Annotated in this window: 15 protein-coding genes; 4 read left to right on the top strand and 11 right to left on the bottom strand. The window is 44.3% G+C overall.

The window, feature by feature from the left end; translation table 11 throughout:
• Position 1: 1 nt before the first annotated feature.
• The 7 genes from MHH56_RS03155 to deoB form a co-directional block, all read right to left on the bottom strand.
• Positions 2-1,243, bottom strand: coding sequence for a molybdopterin-dependent oxidoreductase (locus MHH56_RS03155; RefSeq protein WP_339206555.1), 1,242 nt, complete (start codon positions 1,241-1,243; stop codon positions 2-4).
• A 204-nt stretch (positions 1,244-1,447) separates the two neighbouring features.
• Positions 1,448-2,734, bottom strand: a complete 1,287-nt coding sequence (locus tag MHH56_RS03150) for an NCS2 family permease (protein ID WP_339206554.1) — start codon at positions 2,732-2,734, stop codon at positions 1,448-1,450.
• 15 nt (positions 2,735-2,749) lie between these two features.
• Positions 2,750-3,703, bottom strand: coding sequence for an ABC transporter permease (locus MHH56_RS03145; protein WP_339206552.1), 954 nt, complete (start codon positions 3,701-3,703; stop codon positions 2,750-2,752).
• Positions 3,704-3,706: 3 nt separating this feature from the next.
• Complete coding sequence (locus MHH56_RS03140) at positions 3,707-4,777, bottom strand: ABC transporter permease (protein ID WP_339206551.1); 1,071 nt, start codon at positions 4,775-4,777, stop codon at positions 3,707-3,709.
• Positions 4,770-6,305 (bottom strand): ABC transporter ATP-binding protein, encoded by a 1,536-nt coding sequence (locus MHH56_RS03135; RefSeq protein WP_339206550.1) that lies wholly within the window; start codon positions 6,303-6,305, stop codon positions 4,770-4,772. The genes MHH56_RS03140 and MHH56_RS03135 overlap by 8 nt, the downstream gene beginning before the upstream one ends.
• A 72-nt stretch (positions 6,306-6,377) precedes the next feature.
• Entirely contained in the window at positions 6,378-7,415 is a 1,038-nt protein-coding gene (locus tag MHH56_RS03130; RefSeq protein ID WP_339206548.1) for a BMP family ABC transporter substrate-binding protein, read from the bottom strand.
• Positions 7,416-7,435: 20 nt separating this feature from the next.
• Positions 7,436-8,635 (bottom strand): phosphopentomutase, encoded by a 1,200-nt coding sequence (gene deoB / locus MHH56_RS03125; protein ID WP_339206547.1) that lies wholly within the window; start codon positions 8,633-8,635, stop codon positions 7,436-7,438.
• Between the two features lie 142 nt (positions 8,636-8,777).
• Here deoB and MHH56_RS03120 point away from each other — a divergent pair, with 142 nt between their 5' ends.
• The 3 genes from MHH56_RS03120 to MHH56_RS03110 all read left to right on the top strand — a co-directional run bounded on the left by MHH56_RS03120 (position 8,778) and on the right by MHH56_RS03110 (position 11,648).
• Positions 8,778-9,494: a Crp/Fnr family transcriptional regulator gene (locus MHH56_RS03120; RefSeq protein ID WP_339206546.1), complete on the top strand. Its 717-nt coding sequence runs from the start codon at positions 8,778-8,780 to the stop codon at positions 9,492-9,494.
• A 186-nt stretch (positions 9,495-9,680) separates the two neighbouring features.
• Positions 9,681-10,385: a purine-nucleoside phosphorylase gene (gene deoD, locus MHH56_RS03115; RefSeq protein ID WP_076271628.1), complete on the top strand. Its 705-nt coding sequence runs from the start codon at positions 9,681-9,683 to the stop codon at positions 10,383-10,385.
• A gap of 282 nt (positions 10,386-10,667) precedes the next feature.
• Positions 10,668-11,648 carry an alpha/beta hydrolase gene (locus MHH56_RS03110; RefSeq protein WP_339206545.1) on the top strand — a complete coding sequence of 327 codons (981 nt, stop codon included), beginning with the start codon at positions 10,668-10,670 and terminating at the stop codon, positions 11,646-11,648.
• Positions 11,649-11,711: 63 nt separating this feature from the next.
• Here the strand turns inward: MHH56_RS03110 and MHH56_RS03105 are convergent, their stop codons facing one another.
• From MHH56_RS03105 to MHH56_RS03090, 4 genes are all read right to left on the bottom strand, one after another.
• The gene (locus tag MHH56_RS03105; RefSeq protein WP_339209483.1) at positions 11,712-13,319 is read right to left on the bottom strand and encodes an extracellular solute-binding protein; all 1,608 of its coding nucleotides are present in this window, start codon (positions 13,317-13,319) and stop codon (positions 11,712-11,714) included.
• A gap of 64 nt (positions 13,320-13,383) precedes the next feature.
• On the bottom strand, positions 13,384-14,277 hold the full coding sequence (locus MHH56_RS03100; RefSeq protein ID WP_339206543.1) for a carbohydrate ABC transporter permease: 894 nt from the start codon (positions 14,275-14,277) through the stop codon (positions 13,384-13,386).
• Positions 14,278-14,320: 43 nt separating this feature from the next.
• Complete coding sequence (locus tag MHH56_RS03095) at positions 14,321-15,244, bottom strand: ABC transporter permease subunit (protein WP_083682713.1); 924 nt, start codon at positions 15,242-15,244, stop codon at positions 14,321-14,323.
• Positions 15,245-15,500: 256 nt separating this feature from the next.
• Positions 15,501-17,516, bottom strand: a complete 2,016-nt coding sequence (locus MHH56_RS03090) for a beta-galactosidase (RefSeq protein ID WP_339206541.1) — start codon at positions 17,514-17,516, stop codon at positions 15,501-15,503.
• Positions 17,517-17,861: 345 nt separating this feature from the next.
• Here MHH56_RS03090 and MHH56_RS03085 point away from each other — a divergent pair, with 345 nt between their 5' ends.
• Positions 17,862-20,105, top strand: a complete 2,244-nt coding sequence (locus MHH56_RS03085) for a helix-turn-helix domain-containing protein (RefSeq protein ID WP_339206540.1) — start codon at positions 17,862-17,864, stop codon at positions 20,103-20,105.
• The last annotated feature ends 93 nt before the right edge of the window (positions 20,106-20,198 follow it).

Raw genomic sequence — 20,198 nt, 5'->3', positions numbered from 1 at the left:
ACTACACCCACGCATCGTTCGCATATCCACGAGCTTCCCAGTACCCCACATGCTCGCCTTTAATCAGCTCAATTCGGTTTAACCATTTTACGGACTTATAGGCATACATTTTCGGCACAATGAGACGAACCGGTCCGCCGAGATCACTCGGGATCGGCTTCCCATCATGCATGACCGCCACCATTACATCATCCATGTCGGCCTGCTCAAGTGTAAGGGTATCTGTATATACGCCATCACCCGAGTAAAGCTTCACCGTCTCCGCACCGGACTGCACACCCGCCATTTTCAGCAATTCTTTAAGTGGAATACCCTCCCACGTGTTTTTGTAAACGGACCAACCGGTCACACAGTGAAAATCACTGACCTGCACCGTTCGCTTCAGCGCCACAAACTGTTTCCAATCCCACTTAAATGTCTTATCGACTAACCCGTCTATCGTAAAGTTCCAATCCGCATTTGTATAAGAGGGAATCGGCGTTACCGTGTATACACGGAACTGTCCAACAGCTCCTCCACCCGTTGGCGGGGCTGAAGCAGGCAGCGGCTGCGGGGCTGGCAGAAGCATATTTGCATCATTTTCGATCAGCTTATCGATGCTCTGGCTTCCCCCTACACTTCCAAGCGAGTTCCCGAGCCATTTCAGAAAAGAAGGCCCGATCGTAACAGCCAAACCTATGCCAATTGCACCGCGAATGAACGCTTTGCGCGTATACACCGGCTGAGGCGCTCCCGCTGGATGGATGACGCCCTCTTCCTTCTGCTCGTTTTTGACGGTACGGCGATTCGGCTCTTTCAGCCATTTGACCCGCGTGATGGAATGATAAATGATATAAGGAAGACCAACCCATGTAAGGAGATCATGAATGACTAATGCCACATTAGACACGCTTGGCCCGACGGCTCTAAACTGCCATAGCAGCACGCCCGATCCGAACCAGCCCAGCAATAAGCCTAACACGACAAGTACATTAAATCTTTGCCATGGTTTTTGCTTCAGCTGCTTCCAATGCTTGCCCGCCAGCGCCAGATAATAGACAACAGGCAGGATGGATGCTATACCGACAACGACATGTGCCCACTTTATCCAAACGCGAACCTCCCCAAGAACGCCGCGCCAGAAGCCGCCCACCAGTATAAGCCCTGTTAGTGCCAAAATAACGACAATCCAGCCGTTCCAAGCATGCAGCGAAACGAGCTTTTTACCATAACCCTTGCGAAGACGCTCCAACAGTCCACTCATCGGCTAAGCCTCCTCGTAACGTTTTTCGTATTACATCTTATATCCATATTATAGCGCTGTTGAGACGCCGATACGACTCTAGCTTAAGCAATAGCTCCCTGTTGATTCAGAACATAAAAAAATACACCGCTCAAGGCCTATTGCCTACTTAGCGATGTATTTAAATCCTACATATCGTATCTCCACTTTTTCCACAATTCCATCTTAAATCGATCCCAAAATAAAATAAAGCAAGAAGAAAAATGCGATGACGTACATCGTTATCGATACTTCTTTTCTTCGGCCTGTGACCAGCTTCAGAATTGGGTAGGCAATGAAACCAAACGCAATCCCGTTCGCGATACTAAAGGATAGCGGCATAATTGCCATCATCAGATAAGCAGGAAAAGCTTCTGTAAAATCGTTGAACGGAATCTCCTTAATGCTCTGGAACATAAGACAGCCAACAATGATGAGTACAGGCGCAATTGCACTGTTTGGGATTATTTTGAAAAGCGGAATCATAAACAAAGCAGGAATAAACAAAATTCCCGTTGTAAATGAGGTTAGCCCCGTTCTCCCGCCTGATGCAATGCCTGTTGCAGACTCAGCTGCTGTCGTCATCGGACTACAACCCAGAAGACCTGCACTTATAACCGATACAGAGTTAGCCTGAAAAGACCTGCGGAACTTCGCCTTGTCTGGAAGCATCCCAAGCTGGGCGCCCATATTTTGAAAAATAATGACCATCGATAGCGAAAAAACGGCTGTCCAAAAATTAAGCGTGCCGATCCCGCTAAAGTCCAAGGCAAAAAACAACTCTCCGTACCCATTAAAGGAAATACTAAAATCACGTAATGTTGAAAAATCGACGATACCAAGCAGCGCACCAATGCCTGTACCTGCGATAATAGCAATTAAAAAGCTGCCTTTTACATTTCGCATGAAAAGCGGAATCGCAATCAATAAAGTCAATATCGTCGTTAGGGCATAAGGATCACTCAGCTTAGCCAAAGTAACGAAAGTTCCTTCGCTCGCAACGATGATCCCCCCATTTTTCAAGCCTAGAAAAGCAATAAAAAGACCAATACCGGCGGTCATGGCGTTAATCATCGACGTCGGGATCGAGCGCGATAAATAGTCGGCCCCTTTCGTTACCGCAGTTAACATAAATACAATACCCGCCAAAAATACTGCTGCAAGTGCTTGCTGCCACGTAAGTCCTAACGAGAATACCAATGTGAAAACAAAAAATGCATTGTCTCCCATCCCAGGCACGAGAATTAACGGTGACTTCGCCCAAAGCGCCATCAGCATACAACCGATAAAAGAGCAGATTACTGTAACAATCGTAGCTGCTTCATAAGGCATGCCGGCTAGCTGCAAGATGGCTCCATTGACCGCAATGATATAGGCAACCGTCATAAATGAAGTTGTTCCTGCAACTAACTCCGTACGTACCGTCGTGTTTTCTTTTTCAATATGGAACATTTTCTGCAATCGACTTCCCAAGTGTATAACCACCTTTTATCGTTTCCCAACATCATAGGGTTCCCCTAATGCTTTGGGTGAACGAGCTTTCCCTACTGCTCCAATTAATACGAGTAATGTTAAGACGTATGGAAACATATAGAAGAACTCATTTGGAATGCTAGCAGCAAAATCAAAGATTTGCAATTGGTCCTTTGCTGCTTGGGCTAAGCCAAAAAATAGTGAAGCAAGCATCACGCCAATCGGATTCCATTTTCCAAAAATAACAGCCGCAAGCGCAATATAGCCTTGTCCTGAAATGGTATTAAAAGCAAAGTTACCATTTGAGGTAAGTACAATCGTTGCTCCGCCAAGAGCTGCAAGTGATCCGCTTAAAATAACAGCGATATAGCGTGTGCGATTTACTTTTATTCCAACCGTGTCTGCTGCGCTTGGATGTTCACCAACAGAACGAAGCCTTAGTCCACCTGAGGTCTTAAACAAATAAGAAAATAGGGCGATGACTAATGCAATGGCAATATACGTAGTCGGATAGGCATTGAAGAACACATTGCCAATGAACGGAATGTCGCTTAAATAAGGAATCGTCACCTTATGAAATACAGTCGTTAGAAGCGGTGTTTCTGCTGAGCCGTCAAAAAGTAATTTTACGAAAAAGAACGTTGAGCTTGCTGCGAGAATATTGATAACAACCCCGCTTACAACCTGATTCGCCTTAAATGTAATCGAGGCGACCGCATGAATGCTAGAAAAAATAATGGTAAATAGGAAGGCTCCAAGCAAGCCTAACCAAGGGGAGAAACCGCCAAAGCCCGCTATCTCCGCATAATGAGTCGTTATTGCAGAGAAGAAGGCTCCCGATACCATAAACCCTTCCAGTCCAATATTAATGACTCCTGAGCGTTCGGAAATGAGTCCACCGAGTGCAGCAAAGATAAGGGCAGTTGAGAATACGAGCGTCCCATTTAGTAAATTGCCAATTACCTCCATCTGTCACACCTTCTTCTTTGATTTTAGTTTAATCGTCCGGAAAAGCAACTTAACGATGCCTGGTGCAGCAACAAAAAAGATAATAAATGCAATAATCATCCGAATAATTTCGCCTGGCACCTCTGCACCAAAGCTCATGCCTTGTGAACCATAGGTAAGGCTCCCAATGAGAGACGCGGAGAGGAATACGCCAAGTGCGCTATTGCCGCCAAGCAAAGCTACAGCTATACCATCAAAACCTAGACCAGATGAAACCGAGTTGATAGCCACATAGTTGAACACGCCTAACACTTCAAAGGTACCAATCAAACCGCCAAATACGCCTGAAATAAACATGGTACGAACCATAACATTCGAAACCTTCATTCCTGCATATTTTGCAGCATCAGAATTAAGCCCAACTGCCCGCAGCTCATAACCCCATGTGGTCTTGGTTAAATAGATGTGGTAAAAAATAACCGCAACAATCGCAATCACAAATCCCCAGTGGATACGTGCGCCATCCATCAGCTCTGAGAGCCAGCTAATCTGAATACTCGCGGATTCATGAATCAAGGCAGATCGTTGTGTACCTGCTTGCGGGATGAACGTCCGAATAATATAATTCGCCAAATAAAGCGCAATAAAATTAAGCATGATGCTGGTAATCACTTCATTAATACCACGTTTTGCCTTAATATAACCCACTAGCGCTCCCCACATTCCGCCAAGCAAGGCGCCAACTAGAACAGCCAGCAGCGCATGCAGCACAGGTGGCAGACTAAACTGTGTGCCTACAATTAAGGCGCCGAGCGATCCCATAATAATCTGACCGTCTACGCCAATATTAAACATGCCAGAACGAAAAGCGATCGCTACGGCCAAGCCGCTCATCATAAGCGGTACAATCGTACGCATAGCTTCTCCAAAATCGTAACGGCTGCCAAATATTTTTTCGATTAGCGATTTATAGGCCAGCACGGGATCGTACCCGCCAATCCACATAATAATGGCGCCTAATAGCAAACCCATAACAATGGCAACAAGAGGGATAAGTGCAGATTCCCGTTTGAAAATACTCATTATTTTATTCATGGATGCCTTCTCCTTCATGCTTGCCTGCCATCATCATTCCTAATTGCTGATCATTTGTTGTTTCTGGCGTGGTTTCTCCAACAATTTGTCCACCGAATAGGACCAGAATACGGTCTGCTACATTGAGTATTTCATCCAGCTCAAACGAAATCAGCAAAACAGCCTTGCCTTGATCACGTTCTGCGATTAACTGCTGATGCACAAATTCAATCGCCCCTACGTCCAGCCCTCTCGTAGGCTGAGCCGCAATCAAGACCTGCGGATTTTTATCGATTTCGCGTGCGATAATGATTTTTTGTTGGTTTCCTCCTGACATTGAACGAACGAATGTATCAATGCCCGGTGTGCGTATATCGAACTCGTTCACTAACCGCGTTGCCATGTCATCCATCGTTTTCTTATTAATAAAACCATGCTTGCTTATTTCTGGTTGATAATACGTTTGCAAAATTGTATTTTCACTGACAGAAAAGTCCAGAACGAGTCCATGTTTATGCCGATCCTGCGGAATATGTGACATTCCCGCTTCAGAAATCGTACGCGGAGCAAGATTGGCGATGCTTTTGCCTTGCAGCCAAATTTCACCTGAACGTATGCTTTGCATACCCGTTAAAGCTTCAATTAACTCAGACTGGCCATTGCCGTCTACACCAGCAATACCGACAATCTCGCCCGCCCGTACGGAGAAGCTGAGATTATTAACAGCGGCCTTGCCGTTACTGCCTGTAACCACCAAATTTTTCACTTCTAATAACGCTTTTTTCGGGTTAGCTGCTCTTTTTGCAGTTTTAAAATTAACTTCTTTGCCGACCATTTTTTCCGCTAATTGCTGCGCATCGCTCGATGCGACTTCCACACTTTCAATCCGCTTACCGCGCCGAATAATGGTGCAAGTATCTGCTATTTCCATAATTTCCTTAAGCTTATGAGTAATGAGGATAATAGATTTGCCCTCAGCGACAAGACGCTTCATAATAGCCAGTAATTCTGTGATCTCTTGTGGCGTTAACACAGCAGTAGGCTCATCAAAGATTAGAATATCTGCTCCGCGGTATAGTGTTTTTAAAATTTCTACGCGCTGCTGCATCCCTACACTGATCGATTCGATGGTTGCCATTGGATCAACATCAAGCTTATAACGTTCAGATAGTTCTTTAACCTTTTTACTTGCCCCTTTAATATCAATCTTCATACCCTTTTTGGGTTCCATCCCGAGAATGATATTTTCCGTTACCGTAAACGGCTCTACCAATTTAAAATGCTGATGTACCATCCCAATCCCGAGCTCGATCGCCTTGTTTGGACTATCCATCAGCTCATGCTTCCCATTTACATGAATCTCGCCTTCGTCTGGCTGATATAATCCGAATACGATACTCATTAGGGTGGATTTCCCTGATCCATTTTCCCCGAGCAAAGCATGAATTTCTCCACGCTTTAGCTGCAAGCTAATCGAATCATTAGCGACTACGCCGGGGAATCTTTTGGTTATCCCTTTCAGCTCTAACACGACATCTGTCTTAGTCATATAAGACCCTCCCCAAAATATTCGTCCCCTCACTCTATCAAGGACAATGATAGAAGAGGGGACGAAATCGCATTATTTTTCCGGTACGACGATCTCACCATTGATGATTTTCGTGCGATATTCCTCGACCTTAGCAAGAACTTCCGGCGCTACATTAGTTTTCGAATTTGGAGCAATATCGACTCCATTTTCTTTGAGGCCCATTAATGTCACTTTACCCGCCGGGAAATCACCTTCAGCTAATTTTTTTGAAGCTTGGTAAACAGCCTCATCTACTTTTTTGATCATCGAAGTTAATGTAACATCATCTCCGAAAGTTAAAGATTGATCTTTATCCACGCCAATGACCCATACCTTTCCGCCCTTGCTGTTCCGTTCCTTCGCTTCATTAAATACACCATTGCCTGTTAGTCCTGCTGCATGGAATATGATATCTGCACCATCGTTATAGATGGTAGAAGCTGCAGATTTCCCCATATCTACCCGGTTGAATAGCCCTGTATAGTTAACGATTAATTTTGCATCTGGATTTACAGCTTTTATTCCTTCGCGGAAGCCCGCTTCAAATCGTTTAATAACGGGAATATCCATGCCGCCGATAAAGCCGATTTTATTTGTTTTTGTCGTTAAACCAGCGATAACACCAACAAGGAATGAGCCTTCTTGCTCTTTAAAAGAGATAGCTGCTACATTCGGCAGCACAAGGTCAGAATCGACAATTCCAAACATCTTATCTGGATTTTCTTTGGATAGCTGTGTTACTGCATCAGCTAAAGTAAAGGCTGTTGCCCATGTTAAATCATAGTTTGCTTTAACAAATTGATTTAAGTTAGGAACAACATCGCCATCTGTTTTTGGTTCCAGGTACTTCACTTCAAAACCAAAGTCCTTCTTTAATTTCTGCAACGCTTCCCAAGCACTTTGGTTAAAGGATTTGTCATTTACACTGCCAAGGTCAGTAACCATTCCGACTTTCAGCTTTTTAAGCTCTTGTTTATTATCTGTACCTGCAGCCCCTGCGTTACCCGTATCGCTTTTTTGACCGCATGCTGTTATCACTAACGTAAAAATCAGTATTAAAGGCAATAATGCTTTCATTGTTTTTTTCATTGTAAATTCCCCCTAATGTTTTATTCCTCGTTATTGGTTTGATTTACTAACAATTCCAAGAAGCTTTCCCCGATAGCTGGTTTAGTGACCATGAAATTTTCTGCAATCGTTGCAGCTAAATCAGCAAATGTGTTTCTTATGCCTATAGAAATGCTATCCTTTGCTAACGATGGGCTGTAGATCAAGATAGGTACGTATTCACGGGTATGATCCGTTCCTGGCGCAGTTGGGTCGTTGCCGTGATCAGCCGTAATGATAAGTAAATCGTTGCCCCCCATTTGCTGCATAAGCTCTGGTACATACTGATCGAACTCTTCAAGGCAGGCAGCGTATCCTTTAGGATCGCGACGATGGCCATATAAAGAATCAAAATCAACTAAGTTTGTGAATAACAATCCGTGGAAAGGCCGATTAAGCAGCTTGATCGTTGCCTTGATGCCATCCAAATTGCTCTTTGTTGGATAGGATTCATTGATTCCTTGCCCTGTGAAAATATCGTTGATCTTCCCCACCGAAATAACATCGAGGCCTTCATTTTTCAGATGATCAAGCACGGTTTCTCCAAAAGGCTTGAGTGCATAATCATGCCGATTAGGTGTACGTTTATAAGCTCCCGGCTCACCGATGTAAGGCCTTGCTATGACTCGGCCAACTACATAAGGATCATTCAAAGTTAGCTCACGCGCAATTTCACATGCATGATATAGCTCATTTAATGGAATAACATCCTCATGAGCTGCGATTTGGAATACGCTGTCTCCGGAAGTATAAACAATCCATGCGCCCGTTCGGAGCTGCTCTTCTCCATACTCGTCCAAAATTTCAGTTCCAGAAGCCGGCTTGTTTCCAATCACCTTGCGACCGGTCAAGGCTTCGAACTTCTCAATCAACTCCGCTGGAAATCCATCGGAATAAACTTGAAAGGGCACCTTTACTTCGAGTCCCATGAGTTCCCAATGACCCGTCATCGTATCTTTGCCTACCGATACCTCCGCCATCTTGCCATAACATGCTTGAGGTTTATCCGCTTTCAAGATGGTAGCCAGTGGTGCAATATTACCTAGACCCATAGCTGTAAGATTTGGTAACTTCATGTCCGGTACTTGCTCGCAAATATGTCCTAAGGTGTGGCTGCCTTCGTCTCCGAAAGCTGCAGCGTCCGGTAATTCACCGATACCAACACTATCCAGCACAATCACGCTTATCCGCTCGAATTTCATAAATACACCTCATTTCTCAAAAAAAAGCTAAGGCCATGCATTGCTATTTTCCACTCAATCCATGCTACAATACGTTTCTAGCCGTTTCGCAATCTCTTACCTAAGAGTTGCTTAAATATTGAAATGCGAAAGGAAAATTCTTATGATCGACAACATCTCAGACATCTCGATTTTCTCGGACATTCCTAAGGATGAATTGCAAAAAATAACCCCATTGCTCAAAGAACGACGGTTCAAGAAGAATCATGTTCTAATGTTTGAAAATGACCAAAGTGACGAGGTTTATCTTATTCGCTCAGGTATGATCAAGATTTATCGCATGTACGAAGGAAAAGAAGTCGTTCTGAGTATTACTAGTGCCGGTGATATCATTGGAGAAGTAGAAGCCCTCTCCAGCGACAATCATCGGATCTCATCCATAGAAGCCTTAGAAGACGTCAACGTTTGGCTGCTGTCAAAACGGGATTTCCTGCAGCTCGTGGATCAATATCCTTCCATCCTGCGAAACGCTTACAAAATTCTTGTAGAGCGAACTCGGATGCTCAATCGCATGATTCGTTATTTGACCTTCCATGACGTACGTGGAAAAGTAGTTAATCTCATTATGGATCTCTATTACAACTATGGAGTCGCCAGTGATAACGCATACAAAATCGATTTAAAAATTAATCAATCCTTATTCGCCAACATGCTCGGAGTGACGCGAGAATCCATCTCCAAAACGCTGGGTGAGTTTCAAGCCGAAGGACTGATCGACATTCGTGATAAGTACTTATACCTCCTTGATAAGGAAATGATAGAATCGATCTGTAATGAAACAGAAGAGCTTCCTGCAATGCGTAAGTGGAATAACATTTAACGATGCCGTGCACCTAATAATACAAATGACAGCGCTTTATTTCCGTTACTGCGCTAACAGTTATTTTGTGAACCAGTTCACAAAAGTATAGTAATCCCTTTAACATAATGTGGATATCGAATCATGCTATGATTCTCGTGCATTCTTTTTTGTGATGCACGATAAGAAACATTGGAGGGAATTCACATGAGTTTTCATATTGAAGCAAAGATTGGCGAAATTGCAGAATCCGTCTTATTACCTGGAGATCCGCTGCGTGCAAAGTATATTGCGGAGACCTTCCTCGAAAATGTCGTCTGTTACAACAATGTACGTGGCATGTTAGGCTTTACAGGCACATATAAGGGCAACCGAGTATCGATTCAAGGTACAGGAATGGGTATGCCTTCTGCGTCCATATATATTCAAGAATTGATCAACGATTATGGTGCCAAAAATCTCGTTCGTATCGGAACATGCGGCGCTATTCAAAATGATGTGAATCTCCGCGATGTTCTTATTGCGCAAGCAGCGGCTACCGATTCGGCTATCATTCGCAACCAATTCCCTGGGTTTGACTTCCCTCAGATTGGAAACTTTGATCTAATTAAGACCGCTTATGAAATTGGAGAGGCCAAAGGCCTTAACCTTCGCGTAGGTAACGTGCTATCTTCTGATGTTTTCTACACAGAAGACAAAGATGCCGTGACCAAGCTAGGCCGCCATGGCGTATTGGCAGTAGAAATGGAAACAGCCGCACTTTATTATTTAACAGTTAAATTCGGCGTAAAAGGTCTCAGCCTCCTAACGGTAAGTGATCATATTCTCACTGGAGAACAAACGACTGCACAAGAGAGACAAACGACCTTCAACGATATGATTGAAGTCGCACTAGAAACCGTAGCTAAATAGATCTTTTACTAACAATCAGAAACCTGTCACAGCTCATCAATCTATACATTGGATTAAAAAAAACGAGCTCGATTCCACTTCGGAATCGAGCTCTTTCTCTGCATAAAGCCTACATGGCGATGAATTCAATTCTTCCATACTACATTACGTCACTTAGCTCTTACAGTCAGCTGACCAGACCAAAGACGGGGCATCTCCTTTACTAAAGTCCGTTTTAAATTGTTTTAGATCTCTATATATTAGATAAATATGGTAATTTTTATATAGAAGGAGAAGCTAAACATGTGGAGGTTTGTTCGCAAAATTATGTTTTCCCTGCTCGTCATTCTTGTGGTGCTGGCAGGTCTCGGAGCCGCTTATCAATGGTACGGTTCCAAGCAGGACCGAAAAACATATAGACCTACCGGGAAACTGTATAATGTAGCAGGCAGCAAAATGCATCTCTATTCGGAAGGTATAGGTGATACAACAATCGTCTTTGCTTCAGGGTGGGGAACGCCGAATCCCTACGCTGATTTTTATCCTTTATATGACGGACTGAAGCAGCATGTAAAGATTGCGGTCTATGACCGTTTCGGTTACGGATACAGTGATACGACAGACAAAAAGCGGGACATCAACATGATTACCGACGAGATTCATGAGCTGCTTCAGGTCTCTGGGCAGAAGCCACCTTATATTTTTGCCGCCCATTCAATGGGCTCTCTGGAAACCATCCGGTATGCACAACGTTTTCCAGAAGAAGTGAAAGGTATTCTACTAATTGAGGGCGGAAGCCCTGAATATTACAATTCCAGCCCGGAGCTTACTCTTATTCCTTGGATGCAAAAAGGACTCCGGACATTTGGCATACTGCGGGCTTTGTATCATGTGGATGGCTTCGTAAAATGGCTATCCGATGAAAGCAACGGGGAGAAGCTATTGCCGGAGGAGCTGAAGGAATTAAACCGCAAAGCCTTGCTGCTAAGGACTGGAAACCGAAATATGACGGATGAAATGAGCCAAAGCCGAGAGAATGCCAAAATGGTGCTTGAGGGAGGAAAACCGCTGAAAATTCCCATTACTGTATTGACTGCGGACTATTTTGGCAAGCTGGACGACGATCAGTCATGGGCAGACAGTGAAGCAGCGCTTCCTTCATGGTCTGTTTCCGGCAAGCAAACCATCGTGAAAGGCAGCTCCCATTCCCTTCATAGCTATCAGCCAAGCATTGTTGTTGATGAACTGCTTCAATTGGCGGGTCATGCTGAAACATTAGAATAGATTAGCTATAACAAAAAAACAGATCATCCTCCTAAGAGGAATGATCTGTTTTCTTAAACGGTCTTATTCAATGCCTTGCTCCGTAACATACGCTTGCCATTGTTTCGTGTATTCCGCTTGAATTTTCTCAAGGCCTGCTTGTTTTGCTTTTTCCATGAACGTTTTCACGCCATCTTCTACGTTTTTCACGAGACCTGCATTCAGCGGGAACAAGTATTGTTTCTCGACTTGCTCAAGTGCTGCTCTCTCTGCTTGGTATGGTGTGTAATCTTCTGCGAAACCTGTGAATTTATCAGGTACTTGAATTTTATCAAGCTCGTCGAAGATCGCTTTTACGCCATCATAGTTTTTGTCGAACAGCATGTACTCAGGGTTTCTCCAAGCCCAACCGTTCATTCCCTCACGAGGAAAGCCGTTCGAGTTCGAATCGCCGATCATCGAGTAATAACCGTCTTTTACTTCATAGTTTTTGCCTTCTACACCGTATTGCGTAAGCATGTTGTAGCGTTTGTCCGTAACCAGCTTCTCGTAGAACGCAAGCGCGCGCTCAGCGTTTTTGCTGCTAGCTGGAATAGCGAATCCGTTGTGGATCGGGTGAACTGGCGTTGCAATTCCATTTGTTTTTGGGAATGGGTGGTAGCCCAGCTTCCAATCCGGGTGAGTTGCTTGAATTTTGATAACCATATCATTATAGCGAGTCGGGTTGTCCCCAATAATTGCTGCAGCTTTGCCGCTTGTGATTTGATCCTGCAGCGTATCTTTAACAGCCAGCACGTTTTTCACCATGTAGCCGTTATCCTGCCAACGCTTCATTACCGTCAAATCTTGAACTTGCTCATCTGAACCCCAGTAGGAATGTACTTCATTAGGTGTTGCATAGTCGATGCCGATACCGTATGGCAGCGCACCAACTGGAGAGTGAGAAATACCAATGAAACGATCCATTAGGTTTGTTTTCACATCCGAGTTCATCGAAAGCGGTGTAACCGTCGGTTCATTTTTCTTGATTCCATCTAGGTATTGCTCAAACGTTGCAATATCTACAGGAGTAGGCAGATTGTATTTCTCGCGAAGATCTTCACGCCATACAAAACCATCCGTTACATACTCCTTGTACGTAGCTGGAACCGTGTAGATTTGACCGTCGATTTTTACAGCTTCCCACATATCTGCTGGCACGTATGAGTTAAGCGTAGGCGCTGCCACGGGAAGAATCTTGTCGAGCGCTTGGAAAGCGCCTTTCTTCGCGTACGATTGGTATTGCGTCCAATCCGCTGTGAAGATCAAGTCAACCTGTTGGCCAGATCCAAGCAATAGCTTGTACTTTTGATCCCAATCTGTCCAAGACGTATAGTTGAATTTAACGGTAGCATTCAAATCTTCCAATGCCATTTTGTTGACTTGCTCTTGAATAGAAGCGATATCTTTAGGAGCATCGCCTAACATATAAAATTGCAATTCCACTTTTTTCGACGTATCGATACCTGATTTTTCGCCGCCCTCATTCGTTGCGCCTTCGTTAGTTGTACCCTCTGTGTCTTTTGGAGCATCGGTGGCGCTACTGCCGCTGTTTCCATTGTTATTCGATCCGCAAGCTGCTAGTACTGTAATAAGCACGATGATGGATAGAAACATGGAGACCGCTTTTGCTGCTTTCTTAGTCATGTGAATCCTCCCTTTAATAAGTTCTTATCTATGTTAGCTAAACGTGGAATGATTGATCCCTTGTCTAGTTCTAACCTTTAACCGCACCAATCGTCAATCCTTTTACAAAATAACGCTGCACGAACGGATACAGGAACAGGATTGGTCCTGTAACGATAATGGACATCGCCATCTTCGTTGATTCTGTCGGCATGTCGGAGCCTAGCGAGACGCCAGTTCCCGAGCCCATTTGCGCAACGAAGCTCATCGCATTAATAACGTTGTACAAGTAATATTGCAGCTGGTACTTCGTCGTGTCGTTAATAAACAACGAGGAAGTGAACCAGTCATTCCAATAATGAAGCGCCAGGAACAAACCTACGGTTGCGATGCCGGGCATCGACAGCTGAAGCACAATCCGGCTATATATGGTGAAGTCGTTTGCGCCGTCAATTTTTGCCGATTCAATAACCTCATCCGGTACTGCGGAGCGGATAAAGTTTTTCATCAGAATAATAAGGAAAGGCGTCATAAGACCCGGCAATATCAACACTTCAAGCTTGTCAGTCAGCTTCAAATACTTGGTCATTAGGATGTACCAAGGCACCAGTCCGCCGCCAAACAGCGTTGTGAAATAAATCATAAAAGCAAAGAAATTTCGATATTTGAAATCCTTGCGCTGCAGGACGTATCCAGCCATCGTCATCAGGAACAATCCAAGCGTCGTCCCGATAACCGTGGTTAGCGTGGTGACGCCATAGGCTTGCAATACCTGCTTCGGAAAACGGAACACCGTCGCATAACCCTCAAATGAAAACACGGTTGGAATGAGATGGTAGCCATCTCTTATAATGGCTTCATTTTGCGTAAAAGAAGCAGATATAATGAGCAGGAACGGAAACAAGCAGGCTACAGTTGAAATGAGGATGACTATAAAAGCGATGAGTCTAAACCATTTCATATAATTGTCGTCTTTGATTTTCATGGGTACCTCCTACAGTTAGCTGATAGCGATTGCTTCAGATCGTTTAGAACAATGCGTACTCGTCGTTGATTTTCTTGATGATATAGTTGACGGTCATGATAAGAACGAAGCCGAATAGCGATTGGTATAGACCAGCGGCTGTCGACATGCCGATATCGAACGTCACTTTCAGTGAACGGTACACATACGTATCGAGAATATCTGTCGTATTGTAAAGCACGCCGTTGTTGCCGATCAGCTGGTAGAACAAGTCGAACTGGCCTTTCATGATACTTCCGAGTGCGAACAGCAGGAGCATAACGAATGTTGTCTTCAGCATCGGAACGGTAATGTACCAGATACGCTGGAAAATGTTCGCGCCGTCGATTTTGGCAGCCTCATAATACTCTTCGCTAATTCCAGTAATCGATGCCAGGTAGATAACCATGCTGTACCCTATATTTTTCCACAGGTAGAAGATGATAATAAGGAACACCCACACCCATGGCGTATTGTATACGTCCAATGATTCGTATCCGAATGACTTCAGCGTCGAATTCAGAAATCCGCTCTCATAGTTGAACACGTTGTAAACGATGACACTAAGAATAACGAAGGACACGAAATACGGTAGAAACATGATCGATTGCGTCAGCTTCTTAAACCATTGCAAGCGCAGCTCGCTTAATAGAATGGCAAGCGCGATGGCGAGCACGTTTCCGAGTAGAATAAATACGATGTTATAGCCGACCGTATTTAAGGTTAGTCTTGCGAGAACCCCCGATTTCCATAAAAACTTGAAGTTGTCGAGTCCAACGAATTGGCTATTGAACAAGCTTGTGTTGAAGTCGAACCTTGTGAAAGCGTAGTAGATACCCACCATTGGAACATACGAGTTAATTAGGAAGAAGATAAGCGCTGGCAATAACATAAGGAAGAGTATACGATTCGTTACAAGCTCCCTAAGCACTCCATTTTTTTTCAACATGCAGATGATGTCTCCTCTCAAAGCGTTCTTTTCTATTTCGTGTTGTCTGCTGTTCTCACTGTACGCCGCCCCTGTTTTGGGAGAAAGAGTAAGATTGCAAAGTCAGTGAACGAATTAGCGAAATGAACAGTGAACGATTTAAACTTTTATGTATTAACAAGCCATTTCACACGGAATAGGCGTCAAAAAAACCACTAGATCGTCTGCTCGAAGTGTCATTCGAGACGAACGAAATCGTGGTTTTTAGAATCATTGCTTATGCTTTTTGCAAAATCATAACGCCATGCGGCTCTATTTCTACCGTTCCACTCACCTGACGATTAGTTAATAGGTCGAAATAGCTCACATTTTCGAGAGAAATCGTCGATTGATGACTGTTATGGTTCAAAACAAATGTATATACCTGATCCCCTTTGACTCTCTGCGCGAGTTCTACACCTGCTGCCGCTGTGAACGGAGCAACAATTTGATGTTTTGCACACAACGTTTGGATCAGATCCGCTAACAGCTTTTGTTCCGGCGCTGTAGCTACGTAATAGGCTTCACCTGAACCAAATGCGTTTACCGTCAGCGCTGGCATGCCCGCGTAAAAATCTTTGCCATACGTCCCGATCGCTCTCGCTCCCTCAAGATGAAGAAGATCACATAGCAAACCACACTCATACGTTCCTGCTACATGGCCGAATGCCTCGCCAATTTCAACACTATTGCGCATATCAGGCAGTAGGCTGTCAATCTCCTCCACCCATAGTCCCAGCAAATTGCGGAGCTTGCCCGGGTATCCGCCAAGCGTAACCAAGTCGTTCTCGTTGACGATGCCGCTGAAGAAGGTAGTGATGAAGGTGCCTCCATTTTGTACAAACGCTTCAATTCGCTCAGCAACACCTGGCTTTAACATATATAGCACGGGAGCTACCACAATTTTGTATTTGGAGAAATCGCTCAGCGGACTGAGGACATCGATCGCCACATTCTGATCGTAAAATGCTTTGTAATACTTTTGCGCTTGATCCAAATAATTCAGATCAACACTGGGCCCGCTCGTAATTTCTACTGCGTTCCACGTATCAATATCGAACAATAACGCGACCTCGGCATGAACCTCCGAATCAAGCAAACGATCGCCAAGCTCATCAAGCTCACGCCCGAGCGCAGCACATTCACGAAATACTCGCGTATCCTCGTGACCGACATGCTCGATAACTGCACCATGATATTTCTCGCATGCCCCGAATGAGCGTCGAAGCTGGAAGAACATAACCGTGTCAGCGCCATGCGCAACGGCTTGATAGCTCCAAAGCCGCATCACGCCGGGACGCTTCAAGCTATTATAAGGCTGCCAGTTTTGCTGGCTCGGTGTTTGCTCCATCAGCATAAAGGGCTTGCCGTCCTTTAAGCCGCGCATATAGTCATGGCGCATTGCCACATTGCCCATAGGCTCATTCATTTGCGGATAGCTGTCCCAAGAGACAACATCCATCGCTTCGCCCCATTTTTTCAGATCAAGACCGTTAAATAAGCCCCAAATATTCGTCGTAATCGGAATATCCGGCGTAACCGCCTTCAGCTCCGCATATTCAATTTGGTAGCAGCCGAGAATAGAATCGGACATAAATCGCTTGTAATCAATCGCCATGGGCTGGAAATTACGGTTATCTCCGTTTAAATTGGATGGCGGTACGATTTCCTCCCATTCGTAGACGGTGTGTCCCCAAAAGCTCATATTCCACTCCGCGTTCAGCCGCTCAATCGTCTCGTATTTCACCTTCAACCATTCACGGAATTCTGCCGCGCAGCTGCTGCAATAACAATGCGTGCCGTATTCGTTGTTAATATGCCAAATGAGTAGTGCCGGATGATCTTTGTATCGCTCGGCTAATTTACGTGCCAGCTGACCCGATAATCTGCGGTAGGTCTTGCTGTTTGGACAAAAGTTCGTACGTGCACCATGCGTGCGCTTCCTTCCGTCCACATCAACAGGCAGCACATCCTCATATTTGCGCGACATCCATGCCGGCTGTGCAGCGGTTGATGTGGCGAGACAAGCATAAATCCCATTTTCCGCGATGAGGTTCAGCAGCTTGTCCAGCCATCCAAAATCATACGTATCCTCCGATGGCTGCAGCTTCGCCCAGCTGAATACAGGAAGCGTTACTACATTAATTCCCGCTTCTTTAAACAGACGCATATCCTCATGCCATATCTCCTCCGGCCACTGATCCGGATTATAATCTCCTCCATACCAAATCTGCTTCAGCTTCGTATTAATCATATCTTCACGGTCCCTTCTGCCATCAGCGCCATATTCCGTGACATTCTAACGGATAAAGCACCCCGTTGTCATCCAACTTCCAGCGTTTCGCCGATAAGTTCACTATGGTTTATATTGTTCACTCCATAAAATCAAGTTCATTCACCTTCATTTATTTGGTTCATTGCACCAAGCTGCAAGTGAAGATTATAATGTTCCTTGTATCAGCGAGCTGACTAGTGAAATATTTAAACTAATTCCTAAAAGGCACACGATCAACGTTTGGCTATATAGGGAAGCGCTTACGCTAATACAGTTAACCATGTTAATTCCAAAATGTTCTACATATATAAAGGGGGAGCCAACATGCCAGCTGTTCAATTGAAAAACAACGGAAAACTATACAGTAAGCTGCTGTTCACGATCACTTTGTGCATCGTGCTTACTCTAATGGTATCCTCCTTGTTTAATTTCTTCACTTACATGCAGATTGATTTGAAGAAAGCCTACCAGTCAGACGTCAGCAATCTAACCCAAACGAGTAAAGAAGTTATCAGTATGACCGAGAGCGCACAGTCCCTCTCCTTCCAAATCTATCGAACCTTCAGTGTCTCTAAGCTAATGTTCTACAATGACCCTAACATCTATGATGTTACGGCAGCGATGAACGAATTGAACAACTATTTGAACTCTATGCCGTTCATTGAATCCATTTATGTGTACAATTCGGCCAATGGCTTGTTCTACACTGCCAGCCGTCAAGCCGAAGGGGGCACGTTCAATAAAGAGGAGCTTGCGGATAAAGGGATACTTGATATTCTCGATAACTACCAGGAGTATCGTCCGTTCACGCCTATTCCGAGAACGTATAAAACGGTTAATCTCACCGGTGAGCAGTTAACGAAGGCTTATACCTATTTAGGTTATGATGCTATCGGTCGTACGCAGACGATTAATTCTGCTGTTATTATTAATATTTCTTCCGCTTGGATCAACAAAGACATTGGCGTCAATAAGAGCGACAGCGAGGGTAAATCCTATATTCTCGACAATCAGAACCTTCTGTTATCCGGTGATACCCTTTTACCTAAAAAACTAAGCAACGAGGATAACCGCATCATTAATGAAAAGATTAAAAACAAAGAATCTGGTTACGTTGTTGCCGACTTTGACGGAAAGAAGTCTCTCATCTCGTATACTTCTCCCGATTCCTTGGACTGGCAATACGTACGTGTGACACCATACAAGCATGTAACTAAAGCTATTTATTCCATCCGAAATACAACGATCATGATTGCTGTCATCATTTTGGTCATCGGCTTGCTTATCTCGTGGCTGCTCTCTCTAATGCTGTATCGTCCTATTCATCAAATTATGAATAAGATGAATATTCTCGAAACAGAAAAACGCAACAGTTCCTATACCATTAGGCAAAATATGCTGCGCAGCCTTATCCAAGGCTCGCAATCACTGCAAACAAACGCACAGCTGCAGAAGCTGATGGTCAGCGGAATCACTTTCGACTTTCATGCGCGTTACCGCGTCGTCCTCTTAAAAATTGACGAGCTCGCAGCTCTGAAGCAAAATCGCGGCGACGATCTGCATGTCTATAAGTTTGCCATTATGAATATCGCTTCCGAGATTGCTCATAACGATTATCGTGTAGAAACCGTCGATATGGATGCCGATTATGTCATTATGCTTCTAGGCCGGCCCGACGAATCCGATGAGCTTGATGACGAGATGCTTCGAAACATGCTTGCCAAAATTCAGCGTTCCTCGTTGGACTTTTTGAAAATTGGTCTCTCAATTACGTATAGCCCTGAGGCCTATCAGGCACAGCAGCTCTCTACCCATTACAAGCTGGTGAAGGAGGCATCGCAGCATCGCTTGTTTTATGGTCTTGGCTCTTTAATTAACGGACAGGATATCATAGCTCTGAAATCGAAGGAATATATCTTCCCCGCTGACAAAGAGCGGAAATTAACCGATGCCTTAATGACCTCAAAGACCGAGGAAGCCAAAAAACTGTTTGCAGAAATCGTACAGGAGACGGCGCAATATCCGATCCATGTCGTTCAGCTCGCCATCTCGCATCTAACGATGACCGTCAACAATATTTTGTTCACGATTCAGAAAAACAACAGTCTGGACGTAGAGGCGAGCTTGAGCATCCATATACCAACGCCGGATCATTTTGAAACGATTAATGAACTTAATGAAGTTTTCTTCTCATTGTTCGATGACATTCAAATGAAGCTTTCCATGAAGCGCTCCACCAAACAAGGTGATTTAATTCGCAAGATTAATGATCTGATCCAAACGGAATACGCGAACCCGAATTTGAGCCTGAACTGGATTGCCGATGAATTAGACATGTCCTCCATCTACTTGAGCCGGGTATATAAACAGCAGACGCTGGCTACTATTGTTGATGTCATTAATAATGTGCGTATGGAACGTGCGAAGGAGCATTTGGAGAATACGGATTTGTCGATCGTAGATATCGCAGTAAAGAGCGGCTATACGAGCAGCTCCTACTTCCACCGAATGTTTAAGAAGAGCTTTGGCGTTACACCATCCGATTATCGTAAAACGAAGCTGGGCTAACACTATCTTCTCTCTGCAAATAATCGCAACGCAGTTCGATTCTTTATAATATACCCCTTTCATTTGCTTTATGTAGAGCAGAAAGGGGTATTT

This window comes from Paenibacillus sp. FSL K6-3182, assembly GCF_037976325.1.
Classification (GTDB): Bacteria; Bacillota; Bacilli; order Paenibacillales; family Paenibacillaceae; genus Pristimantibacillus.
The sequence above is the reverse complement of the archived record's forward strand: the minus strand, read 5'-3'. Positions and strand labels throughout refer to the sequence as shown.